The 18,637-nt window shown below is 31.5% G+C and carries 19 protein-coding genes; 3 read left to right on the top strand and 16 right to left on the bottom strand.

Going from position 1 to position 18,637, the window contains the following annotated elements; translation table 11 throughout:
* Positions 1–4 precede the first annotated feature (4 nt).
* From M2475_RS00490 to M2475_RS00475, 4 genes are all read right to left on the bottom strand, one after another.
* On the bottom strand, positions 5–346 hold the full coding sequence (locus M2475_RS00490; protein WP_277488821.1) for a metalloregulator ArsR/SmtB family transcription factor: 342 nt from the start codon (positions 344–346) through the stop codon (positions 5–7).
* Between the two features lie 91 nt (positions 347–437).
* Complete coding sequence (locus M2475_RS00485) at positions 438–890, bottom strand: CpXC domain-containing protein (RefSeq protein WP_277488819.1); 453 nt, start codon at positions 888–890, stop codon at positions 438–440.
* Positions 891–893: 3 nt separating this feature from the next.
* Positions 894–2,168, bottom strand: coding sequence for a glucose-6-phosphate isomerase (locus tag M2475_RS00480; RefSeq protein ID WP_277488817.1), 1,275 nt, complete (start codon positions 2,166–2,168; stop codon positions 894–896).
* Positions 2,161–2,523, bottom strand: coding sequence for a CvfD/Ygs/GSP13 family RNA-binding post-transcriptional regulator (locus M2475_RS00475; RefSeq protein WP_277488815.1), 363 nt, complete (start codon positions 2,521–2,523; stop codon positions 2,161–2,163). Before M2475_RS00475 ends, M2475_RS00480 begins: the two co-directional genes overlap by 8 nt.
* A gap of 138 nt (positions 2,524–2,661) precedes the next feature.
* Here M2475_RS00475 and M2475_RS00470 point away from each other — a divergent pair, with 138 nt between their 5' ends.
* Entirely contained in the window at positions 2,662–2,892 is a 231-nt protein-coding gene (locus M2475_RS00470; protein WP_277488813.1) for a NifU family protein, read from the top strand.
* Between the two features lie 44 nt (positions 2,893–2,936).
* On the opposite strand, the gene rbr is transcribed toward M2475_RS00470, so the two are convergent.
* The 10 genes from rbr to M2475_RS00420 all read right to left on the bottom strand — a co-directional run bounded on the left by rbr (position 2,937) and on the right by M2475_RS00420 (position 14,428).
* Positions 2,937–3,476, bottom strand: coding sequence for a rubrerythrin (rbr, locus tag M2475_RS00465; protein WP_277488812.1), 540 nt, complete (start codon positions 3,474–3,476; stop codon positions 2,937–2,939).
* Positions 3,477–3,553: 77 nt separating this feature from the next.
* Positions 3,554–4,690: an AI-2E family transporter gene (locus tag M2475_RS00460; RefSeq protein ID WP_277488810.1), complete on the bottom strand. Its 1,137-nt coding sequence runs from the start codon at positions 4,688–4,690 to the stop codon at positions 3,554–3,556.
* A 94-nt stretch (positions 4,691–4,784) separates the two neighbouring features.
* Positions 4,785–6,197, bottom strand: coding sequence for a pyruvate kinase (gene pyk / locus M2475_RS00455; RefSeq protein ID WP_277488808.1), 1,413 nt, complete (start codon positions 6,195–6,197; stop codon positions 4,785–4,787).
* 10 nt (positions 6,198–6,207) lie between these two features.
* Positions 6,208–7,170 (bottom strand): 6-phosphofructokinase, encoded by a 963-nt coding sequence (gene pfkA, locus M2475_RS00450; RefSeq protein WP_277488806.1) that lies wholly within the window; start codon positions 7,168–7,170, stop codon positions 6,208–6,210.
* A 55-nt stretch (positions 7,171–7,225) separates the two neighbouring features.
* The gene (locus M2475_RS00445; protein ID WP_277488805.1) at positions 7,226–8,164 is read right to left on the bottom strand and encodes an ATP-binding protein; all 939 of its coding nucleotides are present in this window, start codon (positions 8,162–8,164) and stop codon (positions 7,226–7,228) included.
* 1 nt (position 8,165) lies between these two features.
* Complete coding sequence (locus tag M2475_RS00440; protein WP_277488803.1) at positions 8,166–9,341, bottom strand: DnaD domain protein; 1,176 nt, start codon at positions 9,339–9,341, stop codon at positions 8,166–8,168.
* Positions 9,342–9,344: 3 nt separating this feature from the next.
* Entirely contained in the window at positions 9,345–9,917 is a 573-nt protein-coding gene (gene coaE / locus M2475_RS00435; RefSeq protein WP_277488798.1) for a dephospho-CoA kinase, read from the bottom strand.
* Positions 9,914–10,747, bottom strand: coding sequence for a DNA-formamidopyrimidine glycosylase (gene mutM / locus M2475_RS00430; RefSeq protein ID WP_277488795.1), 834 nt, complete (start codon positions 10,745–10,747; stop codon positions 9,914–9,916). The genes coaE and mutM overlap by 4 nt, the downstream gene beginning before the upstream one ends.
* 8 nt (positions 10,748–10,755) lie before the next feature.
* Positions 10,756–13,344 (bottom strand): DNA polymerase I, encoded by a 2,589-nt coding sequence (polA, locus tag M2475_RS00425; protein ID WP_277488793.1) that lies wholly within the window; start codon positions 13,342–13,344, stop codon positions 10,756–10,758.
* A 67-nt stretch (positions 13,345–13,411) separates the two neighbouring features.
* Positions 13,412–14,428 (bottom strand): M15 family metallopeptidase, encoded by a 1,017-nt coding sequence (locus tag M2475_RS00420; RefSeq protein ID WP_277488791.1) that lies wholly within the window; start codon positions 14,426–14,428, stop codon positions 13,412–13,414.
* A 104-nt stretch (positions 14,429–14,532) separates the two neighbouring features.
* Here M2475_RS00420 and M2475_RS00415 point away from each other — a divergent pair, with 104 nt between their 5' ends.
* Entirely contained in the window at positions 14,533–15,390 is an 858-nt protein-coding gene (locus M2475_RS00415) for a metallophosphoesterase (RefSeq protein ID WP_277488789.1), read from the top strand.
* A gap of 18 nt (positions 15,391–15,408) precedes the next feature.
* The gene (locus tag M2475_RS00410) at positions 15,409–16,845 is read left to right on the top strand and encodes a serine hydrolase (protein WP_277488786.1); all 1,437 of its coding nucleotides are present in this window, start codon (positions 15,409–15,411) and stop codon (positions 16,843–16,845) included.
* A gap of 45 nt (positions 16,846–16,890) precedes the next feature.
* On the opposite strand, the gene leuB is transcribed toward M2475_RS00410, so the two are convergent.
* Together leuB and leuD are read right to left on the bottom strand one after the other, a co-directional pair.
* A complete protein-coding gene (gene leuB / locus M2475_RS00405) occupies positions 16,891–17,964 on the bottom strand; it encodes a 3-isopropylmalate dehydrogenase (RefSeq protein ID WP_277488784.1) in 1,074 nt (357 codons plus the stop codon).
* Positions 17,957–18,454 (bottom strand): 3-isopropylmalate dehydratase small subunit, encoded by a 498-nt coding sequence (gene leuD, locus M2475_RS00400; protein WP_277488781.1) that lies wholly within the window; start codon positions 18,452–18,454, stop codon positions 17,957–17,959. Before leuD ends, leuB begins: the two co-directional genes overlap by 8 nt.
* Between the last annotated feature and the right edge of the window lie 183 nt (positions 18,455–18,637).

Raw genomic sequence — 18,637 nt, 5'->3', positions numbered from 1 at the left:
AGTATCACTCCTTTATATGTTCGAATGCAGCATTATAAATCATTTCAATGTGACGATCATCCAAAGAATAAAAAACATTCTTTTTCTCGCGACGAGACTTAATAATACGATTACGCTTTAATACCGCAAGTTGATGTGAAGTCGCTGAATGACTCATACCTAATAAGTATGCAATATCACAAACACACAATTCACTTTGAAATAAAAGATTCAAAATTTTTAGTCTGGTTGGATCTGCATACATTTTGAAAAACACAGCCAATTCTTCTGTATCATCCATATGTAGCATGTTCGCTTTTAACTTCATAACTTCTTTTTCATCAATAATTTCACAATGATGTTCCATAATACCACCTCATATGAACGTTTGTTCATATGTTCATTATATACCTAATTCTATATTTTTCAAGTAATTATCTAAAAAAAGTACGATTTTATCATCGTACTTTCACTATTTTTTCAATCGCTATGATTCCATCTCTAGTCTGAAAGAAATAACAATTATCTGCAAAACTATCAAATATTAATTTATCATAGTTTATTAATTTCTTTTTTAACGCTATGATTTCTTCCATTGTACAACCATAGTCAATGATTTTCAAATTCTCAACAAATTCACCAATTGAAGAAACATTGTAACTTTTTGCTTGCTCATTATGGGCTTCACACCCAAGACAAATTAAGATATTTTTGTCTGTAAAGTAATACACCAATGGACATTTAAAATCAATCAATTCCCCACAATTGCTACACTTTCTTTTGAAAAATGAACCATCATAAAATGCAAATTTAATCTGTTTATGAATATGATCATGAAATATGGTATCTGTCTTTACAAACCAAGTATGATTACAATTGGAACATTCTATTTCAAAAATCCTTGTATTCACAAATTAGTTTTTTCCTAATAGCTTAAACATGTTTTTCTTATATACTTCTACTCCTGGTTGATCAAACGGATTTTGATCAATTAAATAAACAGTCATAGCACAAGCTCTAAAGAAGAAATATACTAGATATCCAAATGAATAAGCACTCATATCTGGTACAATAATTTCTAAGTTTGGAACTTTTCCTGTTTCCACATGCGCTTGCAAAGTACCTTTCATTGCCATTTTATTGACCCAATCAACATTTTTCCCTGCAAGATAATTCATTGAATCCAAATTATCATCATCATTAGGGAAGATAATATCTTCGGTTGGTTTTTCAAATAAAACTAACGTTTCAAATAACAATTTCTTTCCATCTTGGACAAATTGTCCTAAAGAGTGTAAATCGGTAGAGAATGTCGCGCTTGTAGGCAAAAGTCCACAGCCATTCTTCCCTTCTGATTCACCAAATAATTGTTTCCACCATTCGGCAAGCATCGTTGTTTGTAAATCATAAGTAACAAACATTTCGGCACTTTTTCCTTGTTTTTCAAGAATACGTCTTGCAACAGCATAAGCATATGCTGGGTTTTTTGTTAAATCTGCAGTATTAAAGTCATTATACGCTTGTGTAACCCCATTCATAAGTTCATCAATATCAATACCTGCAACAGCAATTGGTAAAAGTCCTACTGGTGTAATTACACTAAAGCGACCACCAATATCATCTGGGATCACATACATATCATAACCTTCTTTTTTAGCTAATTCATACAAAGTACCTTTTGCACCATCTGTCGTTGCTACAATTCTTTTACTTGCTTCTTCCTTGCCATATTTTTCTTCAATTGCTTGTTTGAACAATCGGAATGCTAATGCCGTCTCTGTTGTAGTACCAGATTTAGAAATAACATTCAAGCATACATCTTTATCTTTAATATAATCTAAAACTTGTTTTGTATATGTTGACGAAAATGTATTTCCACAGAAAATAATTTCTGGCTTTTTATCAGCATATAATCCATTGATCATTTCAATCGCTGCACGAGCTCCTAAATAAGATCCTCCGATTCCACACACAAGGAACACATCACAATTTTCTTTAATATATGATGCCGCTTGCTTTACTCTTTCAAATTCTGCTTTATCATAATTGTTGCACCAATCAACCCAACCAAGAAAGTCATTTCCTTTCCCTGTTTTGTTCATTAAAGCATCATGAAGTTTTGTAACCTCATCTTGATAAGAAGTTATATCTTCTTGTAAAAAAGCATTTTTTGTTTCAAATTTAATCATTGTTACCTCCATCCATTCCTTCCTTAATCCACTTATCTAAATGTAGTTCTAACGTTTTAAATCCAAGCTCTTGTTTAGGTAATAAACGATGAGGTTGTGAACGCCGTTTTCTACCAGCATCTTTATGCAATGCTTTTAGTGATAATTTAAAATGATGGTCATCTGTCCCAACATCGAGTATTTTAACTTTAATTTTTTCTTTCATTGATACATATTCATGAATATCGTGTATATAACTATCTGAAATTTCCGATATATGCAGCAATCCATTATGTTGATCATCTATTTTTACAAAGGCTCCATAAGGTTGAATACCTGTAATAATACCTTCAACAATATCTCCATTTTGATACAAGAACAGACCTCCTTCATGTTTTTTATTATATCACAGATAACATTATAATAATTATTATTTTCACAAATCTAGGTCATTTTCTATATAATTTTTTATTTATAGTGATATAATATATCCTAAGGAGTTTGAATGGTAGCTATGGAGAAAAAAAATAATGAAATAATTGCCGTCATTGAAAAGATAAGACCTTATATTCAACGTGATGGTGGAGATGTAGAGTTTTTACGATACGAAGATGGTATTGTATATGTAAGAATGATTGGTGCTTGTGTAGGGTGTTTGGCACTAGATGACACAATCAAATTTGGTCTTGAAGCAATGCTTCAAGATGAAGTTGATGGTATTAAAGAAGTAAAGGTGGAAGAATAATCCACCTTTTTTTTATTAAAAATAAAAAAGCGGATTTCCCGCTTTTAGAAGTTTTCATTAAAGATTTCAAAGTGTGCTTGTGGATGATCACATACAGGACACATATCAGGAGCATCATTCCCCATGTAAATATGTCCACAGTTTGAACAAATCCATACTTGCTCTTCGATTTTGCTAAATACTGCATTTTCTTCAACGTTTTTTAATAATGTTAAATATCTTTCTTCATGACGTTTTTCAATAGCACCAACTTGTTTAAACTTTTCTGCTATTTCATCAAATCCTTCTGCTGCAGCTTCTTTAGCAAATGTTGCATACATATCAGTCCATTCGTAATTCTCTCCAGCAGCAGCATCTTTTAAATTCCATGCTGTATCTTTTACTGAACCACCATGTAATAATTTAAACCATATTTTCGCATGTTCGTGTTCATTATGTGCAGTTTCATTAAAAACATTTTGAATTTGAACATATCCATCCTTTTTTGCTCTTGAAGCATAGAATGTATATTTAATCGATGCTTGTGATTCTCCAGCAAAAGCAGTTTGTAAATTTTTCTCAGTCTTTGATCCTTTTAATTCCATAATATAGTAATCTCCTTTCAATCTAACTAAATTAAACCATATCTCACTATAATCCTCAAGTAAGTCGAATAAATAAGTTATAAATCAATTTTCTTTTTCGCTAAACGATAATCAACAAATTCTTTTACTAAGAAATATATGGCAGCAAATGAAGGAACTCCAATAAACATCCCAACGATTCCAAACAATGCTCCACCTACTGTTACAGAAAATAATATCCAAAAACTAGGAATACCTAATTTATCCCCTAAGATAAGTGGACCTAAGAAATTACCATCAAATTGTTGTAAAACAAAAATGAAAATAATGAAATACAACGAATGAAGTGGATTAACAATTAATAGAATAAATACTCCTGGTACAGCACCTATAAAAGGTCCAAATACGGGAATCATGTTTGTGATTGCTACAATAACACTGATAAGTGCAGCATATTCAAAGCCTAGTAACGTCATACCTACATAACATATAATTCCAATGATAAAAGAATCGATTGCTTTACCAACAATAAAATCATAAAAGATATTACGCAACTTATGCATGAATCTAGCTATATAGATTGCAATTTCTTTTGGGAAAATCGCATAGTTTAGCTTTTTGCATTGATATAGAAATTTTTCTTTGTCCATTAATAAATATAGACCAGCTATAATTCCAATTAAAATTTTTAATAAGGTTGCAATGAAATCAAATCCCATCCCCAATACTTTTGGTGCATATTTTGATGCAGTACCTGTAATCATAGATAAAAAATCTTCACTAGATTGGGTTATTTGAGCGACTTCATCCATATCTAAATTAAATCTTTGGAAAACATCTTCAACAAAGGTCTCAAAAGAATTTAAATAGACATCATAATTACTCAACAAGCTTTCAATGCTTTCTCTAACTTGGTAAATGATTAAAAACATCAAGGCACCAACAACTATAATTCCAACAATGATTGAAATAGTAGCAGCAATATTTCGCTTCGTCTGTTGTTTTAGTTTCAACTTAGCAAATGCTTTATTCTCCAAAAACATCATAAAAGGATTTAATAAAAAAGCTATTACAAATCCAACAATAAAAGGAAACATAATTTTAAAAAGATTACTGATTGCTTTTTCAATACCTGTGAAATTCAAAAAGAAAAAATATATGACAATCGCAATTAATGCAATTAGTGCTCCAGTAAGTACTCTAGTTTTTGTTTCTTGACTAAGATTAAGTTTCATACGCTTACCCCATATTTTATGTACTTTCTATTCTAACATTTATAAACCAAATTCGCTACCTCAACTTAGTTAAAAAAACGCTGATTTCAGCGCTTTATTCAACTTCAATAATTCTCATTGAGTTTGTTGCACCTGTTCCATGTGGATATCCAGCTACAACGATAATCGTATCACCTTTTTTGCAACCAAAGCTTTTCGCAACATCTCTTGCTAACTCTGATTCTGTATCGCGTTCATTAATGTTAGGTATTGTGACAGCAGAGACACCCCAGTTGATTGCTAAACTGTGTCTTGTACGCTCATCAAATGTTGCTGCATATACAGGACATACAGGTCTAAATTTAGCAATTCTTCTTGCACTAGTCCCACTTGAAGTAAATACAACGATTGCTGCTACATCCATCGCTAATGCAGTATCTGCAACTGCAATTCCAATTGCATCTTCTTTAGTTCTCTTACTAGTATCAATTGATTGTTGTAATCTTTCACGATAAGGAAGAATTTCTTCCATTCCTTGCGCAATTGTATTCATCGTTTGAACAGCTTCAATTGGATACATACCAACTGCACTTTCTCCTGATAACATAATTGCATCTGTTCCATCCAAAACAGCATTGGCAACATCACTTGCTTCCGCTCTTGTTGGTCTTGGATTTTGTTGCATACTTTCCAACATATGTGTTGCTGTAACAACTGGTTTACCAAAGGCATTTGCTCTAGCAATCATTTGTTTTTGGTAAATAGGAACTTTTTCAAATGATACATCAACTCCTAGATCTCCACGAGCAACCATGATTCCTTCTGCTTCTTCTAAAATCTCATCTAAATTGTCATAACCTTCTTGGTTTTCAATTTTCGCAATGATTTGAATATCTTCACAATTTTCTTCTTTTAGAATTTTTTTAATTGCAAGGATATCTTCTTTTCTACGTGTAAATGATGCAGCAATATAATCTACTTTCATCTTACAACCAAAACGGATATCACTATCATCTTTTGGTGAAATAAACGGCATGCTTAATTTAACATTTGGTACATTACAACCTTTACGGCTTTTTAAAACACCAGGATTTTCAATACGACATGTTAATTCTCCATCACCTTTTTCAATAATAGTTAAACGAACTTTTCCATCATCAATTAGAATCGTTCCCCCAACACTTACATCATCAAATACTTCTGGACATTGAATGTAGAATTTATCATGTGTTCCTAACATTTCATCGCGAACAATCGTTACAATGTCACCTTTTTCGTATGTTTCTGCACCATTAGCAAAGTCTCCTAAACGAATTTCAGGACCTTTGGTATCTAATAGAATACCAATATTGGCATTTGTTTCATCATTAATGCGATGAATAGTCGCAATTCTTTTACCATGCTCCTCATAATCACCATGAGAGAAATTCAATCGTGTGATATTCATTCCTGTATCTACTAATTTTTTAAGCATTTCAGGGCTTTCTGTTGCTGGCCCAATCGTACAAATAATTTTTGTTCTTTTCATGTTTTCCCCTTTAGACTAATCGGTCAAATAAATTTTGTAAATCTTTACGTGATTTTGAAGGCATATTGAGTGCTTCTTCAATTGGTACACCAACAATTTCACTATGCTGTATACCAACACATTGTCCACCAACACCTTGCATTAGTAGATCAACAGCTTTTTCACCCATACGTGAAGCAAGTACACGGTCATCAGGTGTAGGAGATCCTCCACGCTGTACATGACCTAAAATGGTAGCTCTACCCGAGAAGCCTGTATGTTGTGAGACTTTTCGAGCAAATACTTCAACATCCGTGATTTTCTCAGAAATAATAACCAAAGCATGATTCTTTTTCTTTACTAAATCAAATTCGCGCAAACGATCCAATACTTCATTTTCATCAAATCCTGTTTCTGAAGTTATAACAATTTCAGCCCCAGAAGATAATCCTGAAAATAAAGCTAAATCTCCACAACGGTTCCCCATAACTTCGACTATCGAACAGCGATGATGGGAACTTGATGTATCACGCAATTTATCAACTGCTTCTACAATTGTATTAAGTGCAGTACTGAAACCAATTGTTTCATCTGTACTTGAGATATCGTTGTCAATCGTTCCTGGTAACCCAATACAATTAACACCCATATCCGTAAGCGCTTGTGCACCTCGATAACTTCCATCTCCACCGATCACAACGACCGCTTCAATGCCAAATTTATCGAGTTGTTCAATCGCTTTTTTACGAACTTCAATGTCTTTGAATTCTGGTAATCGAGCAGAACCCAAAATGGTTCCTCCACGATCCAAAATATCAGATACACTTTCTCTTGTTAACTGTTTGATTTTACCATCAACCATTCCACGATATCCATCATAAATCCCATATACTTCAAGACCTATGTTTGTAGCTACTCTGGTTACGGCACGGATTGCAGCATTCATTCCTGGAGCATCTCCTCCAGAAGTCAGCACACCAATTTTTTTCACCATACTTGAAGCACCTCCATAATTTCAAAATCAATATATACTATAACACCATTCGACTTTAATTACTACTATTTTCCACTCTTCTGTTGTTCCCTTTCAAGACTTTTTCATCTGCAAGCGATTTCATTCTTTCCACAAGTCGATTTGCACCGATTTTATCATTGATTGCCTTGCTTTTTAATCGATAAAATTCTTCAATTTCATCAAAGTTAAAATTACTAGTAAATAACGTTTTTCGTCGATTCTCCATTCGATCATTCAAAAGTGGCAATAAGATATCATCCCGACTCCAAGTAGATGCACTTTCCCCGCCAATATCATCAAGAATAAGAACATCTACACGACGTAAATTATAAATAACTTTTTTAAATGCAGCATTATCGTACATCAATGTTTTTAAATCAGCAATTAAAGTTGGTACATGAACAAATCCACATTTAATTCCTTTTTTGGCAACTTCATTTATATAGCAACAAGCCAAGTACGTTTTACCAACACCTGGTTTTCCACAAATAAAAAAACTTTTCGGATCATGTTTGCTAATATACTCTTTTAAAATAGTGGCAATTCTTGCATATGAAGGGTTTTCAACAGTTTCATTGGCAATATCAATTAATGAAAAACGATATTGTAATTGATCTGCACTCATATGATTAAAAATTAATTGATTTTGATGTGCAATCGAACTGTCTAGTTGCTGTAAATAGTGGCAAGGAACCAAAATTTTTTCAACATCATTACTTTGTATTTGAATGGATAATATATACCCATTTACCTCTTGTTTACAATATGCAAGTCCTGCACAATCATCACAAAGGGAAATTCGTTTTTGATAATCATTTAATAAATATGTATTTTCATAAACAAAAGATTCAGAAAGTTTATATGTTCTTAAAAATTTTTGAATTTTTTGATTAAGTAATAATTGTTTACAAAGAGCTTTCTTTTCTTTTGATAATTCATCATTTATTTCTGCATTAAAAATAATTTTTTTCATTTTATGTATCCCCCTCTACTGAATTAAAGCGTTTAATCAAAGAGTCTCTTTCTTCATCGCTTAATGGATTATCTTGTTTTTCCTCTTTTAAATCTGTAGACTTATTCTTTTTTATATTAGTTCCATGAATTCGCACAAGCGCTTTTTCATATGTGTCAATTTTTGCCCTTACCCAGCTTGCTGCAATGCTTTCTACATAGTTTCTTATAAACTTTTGTTCACTTGTATTCAACACATATTCAATCAAAACATTACATACTTCGGGTATCAAACGATACTCTTCTAATAAAATACGAATAGTTTCGGCATCATGTTTAGATACGGGAACCCCATTTTGTTTATTTTGTAAGAAGCGAATTGGTGGCCATTTATAAATATTAACCTCTTCTGTTTCAAATTTAGCTTTTGATGAAGCAGCCTTTTCTCGTAATGCTTTAATATCAAGTTTCCCATATGTTTTACTATTTTTTCGTTTATCCACTGAACGACTTATTAAGATTTTTATTTGCTTTGGACTAATTCCGTACACGGTTGCAATCTGTCCGATTTCTTCTAATTGTTTTTCGCTACGATTTTTCCGTGGCCATATAATATCTGACAAATCTTTTAAAAGTTCATCATAATTAAAAGCGATTGTCTGTTTCTGTTTACTATTTTGAATTTCACTTTTCACTTCTAAATATGTTTTTTCAAAAGCTTCATTCCAATCGTCTTTTAAAACGTCTGATATACACTCAGATATATCATTGAATCTAGTTTTATCTACTGTATTTGCTAAGAAATTAATTTTTTGGAACTTAACAACTTGTTCTCCTAAACGATTTAAATATAATCTACCGAATACTTCGTGTTCTAAAAAATCACTACCACTTTTAGGTGGAATAATCGCATATAAATATTGTTTCTTTTGAGGATCATAATATGTTTTTAAAAGTTGATACTTTTCTAAAGTTTTTCGTTCTTGCTCAATCACTTCCATAGAAAAACCACTTAATTCATGGAGGATTAAATGGTTTTCAAATTTTGATCTTTTTGTAGAAAGAGCAATTAAAAGCTGATATAAAATATATGCCCTATCCTTAATCAAAGGATAGTAAAGCATAGTTAAAATAGAATGTGATTCTTCATTGATCACACCATGTATTTCAACTCTTACTTTATCTTCAACCTTCAACATACCTTACTCCTTTTTTAAAATCTTATCTATTTGTTTATATAAAGAATCTTTCCCATCATTATTAATGATAACATAATCTGCAAGTTTTCGTTTCTCTATATTTGAAAACTGTGTATTCATAATAGCTTCAGCAGTCGCTTTTTCATATCCGCGAAACTTTATCAACCGATCAATTGCAATTTTCTTTGAACAATCTACTAACCAAATTTGATCAAAGTATTTCTCCCATCCTAACTCAAAAAGAATAGCTTGTTCTACTGCAACATATTCGTAAGTCTTATTTGATATAAAGAAATCATTCATTTTCTCTAACACAAAAGGATGGATGAAAGATTCTAATTTTTTCCGTGCTTTATCATTTTCAAAAATAATATTACTTAATTTTTTGGGGTTGATATTTCCTTCGGTTAAGATCGCATCTCCAAAATATGCAATAATTTCTTTCTTTGCTTCATTATTACGAACTTCCTTAGCAACTTTATCTAAATCTAATACAGGAATATCATATTCATTTAGTAAATTTGCTACATAACTTTTTCCTGAACCAATTGTTCCTGTTATTCCAATTTTAATCATTTTCTTTTTTGGCATTTCTTACAAAAATATGTGCCTCTACCTCCAACCATTTTCTTTTCAATAACTTCCCCACATCTCATGCAAGTTTGTCCTTCACGACCATGAACTTTTAGTTCTAATTGAAATCGGCCATCAACTCCTAGCGAAGATGTATAGGAACGAATTGTAGTACCACCTGCTTTAATTGCACCATGTAAAATGATTCTTGTCGCATCTAAAATATTCACAAAATCATTTTTTGAAAGGCGACAAACTCTTGTCTCTGGGTGAAATGAAGTTCGAAAACATATTTCATTTGCATAAATATTTCCAATTCCACAAATATAACGTTGATCTAACAAAAACTGTTTTAGTGTAATCTTCTTTTTCCGACTCACTTTATACAAATACTCTGCTTTTAATCGTTCATCAAATGCATCATATCCAACATTTTTAAAAGCAGGTAATGATTCAATTTCGCCTTTTTTATCATATACATACATACGTCCAAATTTTCGAGTATCATGATAATGCAATTCTCGGCCATCCTCAAGGAAGAAAATCGCATGTGTATGTTTTTTATCATACTCTGTATCGGATTGATTGACAAAAAACTTTCCTTCCATGCGCAAATGAACAATAAGATAGTCTTTTTCTAATTCAAAAATTAGATATTTCCCAATTCGTTTATATGCAACAAAATACTGTCCTTTAAGTCTTTCAATAAATGAAGATATAGTAAGATTGTCAATTAATTTATCATAGTAGACATCAATATCTACAATCTTTGTATACCCCACTAATTTTTCTAGTGTTCGTACAACGGTTTCTACTTCAGGTAATTCTGGCATATTAGTACCTACTTACTATCATAATAATTATCAGCAAATTTTCCATCTATAACAAGAGGAACTGATAGTTTATAAACATGTTCCATTGCATTTTTTACAATTTTTTCCATTGCATCTACTTCATCTAAAACAACATCAAAGACCAATTCATCATGAATTTGTAGTATTAGTTTACTTTTCATATTCTTTTCTTTCATAGAAGTTACTACTTTTATCATTGCCATCTTAATAAGATCAGCTGCTGTACCTTGAATTGGTGCATTCATAGCAGCACGCTTACCAAACTCTCGGATCATATAATTTTTATCATGTATTTCATTTATAATCCTTCTTCTCTTAAACATTGTTGTAACATACCCATGTTCCTTACAAAAAGATATTGTTTCATCCATAAAATCTTTAATTTTTGGATAAGACTCAAAATATCCATCCATAAAATCTTTGGCAGCATTCATATCAATATTCAATTCACTAGCTAATCCAAATTGAGTTTGACCATAAACCATTCCAAAATTTACCGTTTTTGCTTCTCTACGCATGAGTGGTGTTACTTCATCTTCGTTTACATTAAAAATTAACATCGCTGTTTTAGTATGAATATCAACACCAGTATTAAATGCATCTATCATTTGCTTCTCTTGTGCCATATGTGCTAATACACGCAATTCAATTTGCGAATAATCTGCTGCATATAAGACACACCCTTCACTTGCCACAAAAGCCTTCCGTATCTCTCTAGCATCATCATCTTTCACAGAAAGATTTTGTAAATTAGGATCTGAAGAGGATAAACGCCCAGTTTGTGTTAAACTTTGATGATAGATTGTATGAATTCTTCCATCTTTTAAAATATGCTTTTGCAATCCTTCAGCATAAGTAGAATTAATTTTTTGATATTTTCGATACATAATCAATTCCGGAATAACTGGATGTGCATGTTGCAATTTTTCCAATACGTCAATTGCTGTGCTACGTTTTTTATTACTTTTAAGTCCAAGTTTATCAAACAACACTTCAGCTAATTGTTTTGGTGAGTTTACATTAAATTCACTTCCTGATAAAGCAAATATTTTACGTTCTAAAGCTTTTAATTTATCAAGTGTTTTTAAACGAATTTCTTCCAATACTTCTTTTGAAGTAGAAACCCCTTCCTTTTCCATCTCATATAAAATAATCGAAATAGGCATTTCAATATCATATAAAACTTTATTTAATTCTTTTGTTTCTATTTCTTTAGTAATGCTTGGATATATTTGATAAAGAGCGTCGCTTTGGGCATTCATAAAGTGCAAGCGTGTTTCCTCATCAGCAAATTTTGGCTTTCCTGCTTTTCCATAAACATCATCTTTTTTAATTCCAAAATTTAAATTATAAGCGTCTAATAATTGTTCAAAATTACTAATATTATTATTCACCAAAAATGAAGCTATCATAATATCAAAATCAAATGAATCAAATTTAAATCCATATCGATCTAATAAATGATATGTCATTTTCACATTATATCCTATACGCTTACCTTTACTAGTAAATAAAGCATTGCTTACTTTATCAATCAACATATTATCTTTTGAAATATAATATGCATCCTCATCTGTTTTCACTACCATCCCATAGAGAGTTGCGTCATAAAACAAACCATTATCATAATCCAAAAAGATAAAAACATCTTTTTCTAACAATTCTTTTGGTAATTTATCGACTTGTTTTAACTGTGATAATACTTTTTTAGGCTTTACTTCAATATCCCGAACTAAAGAATTCATCTCATATTTACTATAAAACGTATTTAACGCTTCTACATTTTCTTCATATTCAAAATCTTCTAATTTTACAGGAACATCACAATCAATTTTAATCGTAGCTAAATCTTTTGATAAAAAAGCCATATCTTTTCCATCTATTAGTTTTTCTTTTAATTTCCCTTTAAGATCATCTATATGTTCATAAACACCTTCAACACTTTCATATTCATGTAGAAGTTTAAGTGCCGTTTTTTCACCAACTCCTTTTACTCCAGGAATATTATCAGAAGCATCCCCCATCAATCCCTTCATTTCTATAATTTGCCATGGTTTAACATGTTTGGTTTCTAAAAGTGCTTCTTCATTCATTGTTTGCATTTCAGAAATTCCCTTTTTCATTAACAATACTTCTGTTGTATTATCTATTAACTGTAATAAATCATTGTCACTAGATAAAATATATACTTTATGATCTTTATAACGCTTTGCTAAAGTACCTATAATATCATCTGCTTCAATTCCCTCTTCTTCATAACGAAAAATTCCATAAGCATCTAAAAACTCTCGTACAATAGGAAATTGAACTTTTAATTCTGGATCCAATTCTTTCCTCGTTCCTTTATAATCAGAAAACTGTTCATGACGAAATGTTGGTTTCCCACTATCCCAGGCAACCATTACATAGTTTGGATCAATTTTCTTTATTGCTTTGTTAATCATGTTTACAAATCCATAAACAGCATTGGTAGATATACCATTGCTAGTACTCATTCTTGCACCACTATACAAAGTTGCATAGTAAGCACGAAACAACATTGAATTTCCATCTATCAATAAAATATCACAACTCATATTATCACATCCTCATTAGTTTATATTTTACCATAAAACAAACTACATAAATAATAAAAAGCAAAAGCTATTCATCTTTTGCTTCTATTTCATTAAAAGTATTTTGACTTTCATACACCTCAAGGGCATTGGCTTCTCCAACATAACGTAAAGTCAACGGTTGATAAACCTTACCTGTCGCTTTTTCTTTATCTTTTGGATAGCGGATAATAAACCCATATTTATGCGCATTATCCTTTAACCATTTATATTGTGCACTCGCTTCAATTTGAGTTACATTATCAACTCCAGGAATTTTTAATGTCAACATATATCCTAACTGATATTCACTTCTCCCTGGATAATCTGAATACATGGAAAAAGTATCATCTCCATATTTTTTTAAAGCTTGCTTATATATCTCTATCTGCATCTCATAGCTAACAAAACCATTTGTTAAAATGAAATTATTATCTACATTCTTTTCTTCCTTCATTGCTTCCATCATATCTTTAAGTGGTTCAATAACCTCTTCCCGTAAATAAATAACCTCTTCACCAGCAATTGATGAAGCAGAGGAAATAACACTTGTATCCACACTCACTAAGTCAGTAGGACGATAATCCAAAATTGTTTCATCTTCAGCAATGATTACACTTAAAAGAGAAGGATCTGCAACTAACTCTGCATTTTCAATATAGTTATAACCATTATCATAAAATTCACTTAAGGAAGCATATGTATAGTTTCGAATAAGCGAATCAAATGTTTGACCATTTAATTGCTTACGATATGAATTAACAAAATCCACAATAAATTGTTTATCCGCTGGCCGTTCTATTAAACACATTTCATAGTATAATGTGTTTTTTACCACAAACCCAGGCAACGTGATGAAATCCATAAACTGTTCAGGTTTTATTTTTTGAGAGATAATATATTCTATATCATCTGGATCCACAATATATTGACGTATAATATCCTCATTTTCATCAGTGATATAACTGTATCTTGCAAATGGATCATATTGTGTGTCCATTTGTCTATAACAAATTATAAAAAGTGCTAAAAGACTAATGACCAAGAGGGCTCGTTTAAATTTCATATTTCCACCTCTTTGCCATTATATCAAAATTTGATATAGAGATACAAGAATATTTCTTTTCGTGTAAGTATATGATAAAATAACAACAAGTGTAGGTGAAGTGAATGAAGCATAAAATTTTAAAAGCTTTAGTAATTTTTTTGAGTATTGCCCTAGTGATAGCTGGCACTCTTTTTTATGCAATGTATATTGCTCCTGAGAATATTAAAATAAACCATAAAAGCATATCCTCAGAAAAAATCCCAAAATCAATTCATGATGTTAATATAGCATATATCAGCGATATACAATATGGTGAATTTGTTGATGAAAAAAGATTTCGCGCAGTTGTTGAAAAAATAAATGAAGCTTCTCCTGATATTATTTTATTTGGTGGTGATTTATTTAGTAATGCAGAAGCTTTTCTGGATGATCCAGATACCGTAAGTAAAGTAACTGAAATTCTAACAGATATTGAAGCTCCTTTAGGCAAATTTTATGTTTTAGGAGAAAAAGATTTAAAAAACGAAAATACTAAAGTATTAATTTCTAAAATTTTATATAATGCAGGTTATGAAGATTTAACCAATAAAAATATCAAAATTCATAACGGAACTAGTGAAGGGTTTAATCTTGTTGGAATTGATTCTATCGTTGGTGGAACTCCTGATATTGAAAAAGCATATACTAATTTAAACAATACAACCTTTACAATTGCATTCACACATGCTCCTGATGTGTATGCTGATATACCAAATGATTCTACTGACTTAGCATTTGCTGGGCATTCTCATGGTGGACAGATATCTTTGCCAATTCTCGGTCCATTGAGTACGATTGATGGAGCTAAAAAATACGAACGTGGAACGTATGAAATTAATGAACTTATCATTGAAGTTTCAAATGGAATTGGTACAACCAATGTAGATATGCGTCTATTCAGTCCCCCAGAAATTTTAATTTATCGATTAGTAAAAAAATAATAATATGTGAGGTTCGCTATGAAATCAAAAAAAGCAATTGACGAATTTATTCAAAATAAAATCAAGCATCAACTAGATCCCAGCATATCCATAGTAATTACAGATTCTGATAAAATCTTATATGAAAATAGTTTTGGTTTTGCGGATGTTAATAACAAAACACGTGCAACGCCTACAACAAAGTATGCGATTGCATCTTGTTCAAAAGCTTTTACTGCAACTGCAATGGCTATTTTAGTGGAGCAAGGAAAAGTAGACTGGAATGAAAAAGTAAAAACCTATTTACCAAATTTCAAAATGTCTGATGATTATGCAACCTCTAATTTAACAGTTCGCGATCTTCTATGCCATCGTTGTGGTTTGCCAAGACATGATATGGCTTGGTATTTGAATCCTGTTTCAAGAGATGAAGAAATGCAACGCATTCAATATTTTGAGCCTAATGTTTCATTTCGTGAAACATGGCAATATTCAAATTATATGTTTTTAGTAGCAGGACAATTGATAGAAGCAATCAGTGGCGAACCATGGGAGCAATTTATTGAAAAAAACATACTAATCCCTTTACATATGGAAAATACAAACTTTACTATGAAGTCTACAAATATAAATACAGCAAAAGCTTATCAAACAAATGAAAATCAAATAGAAGAAATCCCTTATTATGATTTCATGATTGGAGAAAAACCATCATTAGAAGCTTCAGGTGGAATCTGTTCAACACCGATAGATTTAGCAAATTGGTTGATGATGCAATTAAATAATGGATATTACAATAATGATAAAATCATTGATTCTGCCTACTTAGAAGAACTTTACACACCACAAATGGTAATAAAAGATTTTCTTCCTAGTCGCAAAGAATTCGCTTTGTCTACTTATGGATTAGGTTGGTTTATTGATAGCTATCGGGGAATGAAAATGATACATCATAGTGGCAGCATTGATGGTTTTTTATCTTGGATTAGTTTCTTACCTGAAAAGCAAATTGGAATTATCGTACTTTCAAATTTAGATTTATCAAAGACTCCAGAAGCATTGACTTACAGTTTATACGATTATCTATTGGAATTACCCGAAATTGATTGGTTAACTTATTATCAAGATATAAAGCAAAAAAAGCAACAACAAAAAGAAAATGCTGCAAAAAAACTTTGGCAAAAACAAAGGAAGAACACATTCCCCAGCCTTCCTCTTGATGAATATATAGGAACATATACAAATCCTGGGTACGGAAGTGTGGAAGTAAATATGAATGAGCATTATTTACAATTAAATTTCAAAAGAGTAAACCTAAAGTTAGACCATTACCATGATAATGAATTTATTACAACCCTATTAGATGATTTATTACCAATCGAATTCATTGTCACCAATAACAAAGTGAAACAAGTGCAAATCTTATTAGAACCTGCCAAAAATGCAAATAAAATTCGATTCAAAAAAGAAAGCTAGAAATTATCAAAAAGCGATGTTCATTTAACAAACATCGCTTTTTTCTTATTTAATTTGTTCACTAATCAGTGTTCCCATTTGTTTACATCCCACCAATTTACTATTATCATCCATCATATCACCAGTTCGATAACCAAGTGATAAAACCTTTTCAACAGCAGTTTCAATTGCTTTGCTTTCACTTTCTAAATGAAAAGAATATTTCAACATCATAGCAAGTGATAAAATAGTTCCAATTGGATTTGCTTTATCTTGTCCTGCAATATCAGGCGCGCTACCATGGATTGGTTCATACATACCTCTCATAGTTTCACCAAAAGATGATGAAGGAATGGTACCAATTGTTCCTGTAATCATACTAGCTTCATCACTTAAAATATCACCAAACATATTTTCTGTAAGAATTACATCAAATTGAGAAGGATCTTTACAAAGCTGCATTGCTGCATTATCCACGTACATGTGAGTTAATTCAATTTCTGGATATTCTTTATGTACTTCTATAACAACTTTACGCCATAGCTTTGATGATTCTAAAACATTTGCTTTATCAACACTACATACTCTTTTATTACGTAACATAGCTGTATCAAAGGCAACCTTGGCAATTCTTTTGATTTCAGATTCAGAATATTTCATTACATCATAAGCGATTGTCTCTCCATCAACAATCTCACTTACATGATCACCAAAATATACTCCACCTGTTAATTCACGAACAACCACGAAATCAATTCCTTTATCAACGATTCCTTTTTTCAATGGCGAAGCATCCGCAAGTTGTGAAAACAACTTTGCTGGACGTAAGTTTGCATAAAGTCCTAAGATACTTCGAATCCTCAAAAGAGCTTTTTCAGGACGATTTTCTGGCGGTTGTGCATCATATTTTGGCCCTCCTACAGCACCTAATAAAACGCTGTCACTTGCCAAACAAGTATCAATTGTTGTTTGTGGTAAACATTCACCACATGCATCAATAGCTGCTCCACCAGCATCGACATATTCCAATTCAAAAGAATGGTTATATTTTTCTTCAATTACTTTTAATACCTTAATTGCTTCCTCAATGATTTCTGGGCCTATACCATCCCCTTTAATAACTGCAATTTTCTTATTCATTAAAAGCACCCTCCTTAATCGCATTTAAATATCCGCTAGCATTGATTATTTTTTGAATAAATTCCGGAAATGGAGCAAATGTATAGGATGTGTTTTTTGATATATTTTGAATAATACCTTTATCAAAATCGATAGAAACTTCATCTTGATCATCAATTCCATCCACTGCTTCTGGACATTCAATAATCGCTAAGCCTATATTGATTGCATTACGGTAAAATATCCGAGCAAAATTTTTTGCAATCACACAAGAAATACCACTTGCTTTGATAGCAATGGGAGCATGTTCACGACTAGAACCACAACCAAAGTTGTTTTCTGCTACCATAATATCCCCTTGTTTTACCTTGTTTACAAAATTAGCATCAATATCTTCCATACAATGCATTGCTAACTCTTTGTGATCTTGTGTATTTAAATGTCTTGCTGGAATAATAACATCTGTATCTACATTATTTCCATATTTATGTACGCTTCCTTGTGTTTTCATTTTACATTCTTGTATGATACTTGTGAACCTTGTTCTTGTATCATACGTCTCCTTTCTTTTTTCTATTTGTTATCATATAAATAGAACCTATCTCTTAATTTCATTGTATGGCTTTTGTCCATTTTAAGGAGAGTATTGCCATGGCTCTATTCATTTGTTTATAGTTGGAAAAGTTGCGTACTT

It is taken from the genome of Breznakia sp. PF5-3, assembly GCF_029504745.1.
Lineage (GTDB): Bacteria > Bacillota_I > Bacilli_A > Erysipelotrichales > Erysipelotrichaceae > Breznakia.
This window is presented reverse-complemented; position numbering and strand designations above follow the sequence as displayed.

Bases quoted from the DNA above. Each gene is read 5' to 3' on its own strand.
- M2475_RS00490 (WP_277488821.1), bottom strand. From the start codon at position 346: ATGGAACATCATTGTGAAATTATTGATGAAAAAGAAGTTATGAAGTTA.
- M2475_RS00480 (WP_277488817.1), bottom strand. From the start codon at position 2,168: ATGATTAAATTTGAAACAAAAAATGCTTTTTTACAAGAAGATATAACT.
- M2475_RS00470 (WP_277488813.1), top strand. From the start codon at position 2,662: ATGGAGAAAAAAAATAATGAAATAATTGCCGTCATTGAAAAGATAAGA.
- rbr (WP_277488812.1), bottom strand. From the start codon at position 3,476: ATGGAATTAAAAGGATCAAAGACTGAGAAAAATTTACAAACTGCTTTT.
- M2475_RS00460 (WP_277488810.1), bottom strand. From the start codon at position 4,690: ATGAAACTTAATCTTAGTCAAGAAACAAAAACTAGAGTACTTACTGGA.
- pyk (WP_277488808.1), bottom strand. From the start codon at position 6,197: ATGAAAAGAACAAAAATTATTTGTACGATTGGGCCAGCAACAGAAAGC.
- pfkA (WP_277488806.1), bottom strand. From the start codon at position 7,170: ATGGTGAAAAAAATTGGTGTGCTGACTTCTGGAGGAGATGCTCCAGGA.
- M2475_RS00445 (WP_277488805.1), bottom strand. From the start codon at position 8,164: ATGAAAAAAATTATTTTTAATGCAGAAATAAATGATGAATTATCAAAA.
- M2475_RS00440 (WP_277488803.1), bottom strand. From the start codon at position 9,341: ATGTTGAAGGTTGAAGATAAAGTAAGAGTTGAAATACATGGTGTGATC.
- coaE (WP_277488798.1), bottom strand. From the start codon at position 9,917: ATGATTAAAATTGGAATAACAGGAACAATTGGTTCAGGAAAAAGTTAT.
- mutM (WP_277488795.1), bottom strand. From the start codon at position 10,747: ATGCCAGAATTACCTGAAGTAGAAACCGTTGTACGAACACTAGAAAAA.
- polA (WP_277488793.1), bottom strand. From the start codon at position 13,344: ATGAGTTGTGATATTTTATTGATAGATGGAAATTCAATGTTGTTTCGT.
- M2475_RS00420 (WP_277488791.1), bottom strand. From the start codon at position 14,428: ATGAAATTTAAACGAGCCCTCTTGGTCATTAGTCTTTTAGCACTTTTT.
- M2475_RS00415 (WP_277488789.1), top strand. From the start codon at position 14,533: ATGAAGCATAAAATTTTAAAAGCTTTAGTAATTTTTTTGAGTATTGCC.
- M2475_RS00410 (WP_277488786.1), top strand. From the start codon at position 15,409: ATGAAATCAAAAAAAGCAATTGACGAATTTATTCAAAATAAAATCAAG.
- leuB (WP_277488784.1), bottom strand. From the start codon at position 17,964: ATGAATAAGAAAATTGCAGTTATTAAAGGGGATGGTATAGGCCCAGAA.
- leuD (WP_277488781.1), bottom strand. From the start codon at position 18,454: ATGAAAACACAAGGAAGCGTACATAAATATGGAAATAATGTAGATACA.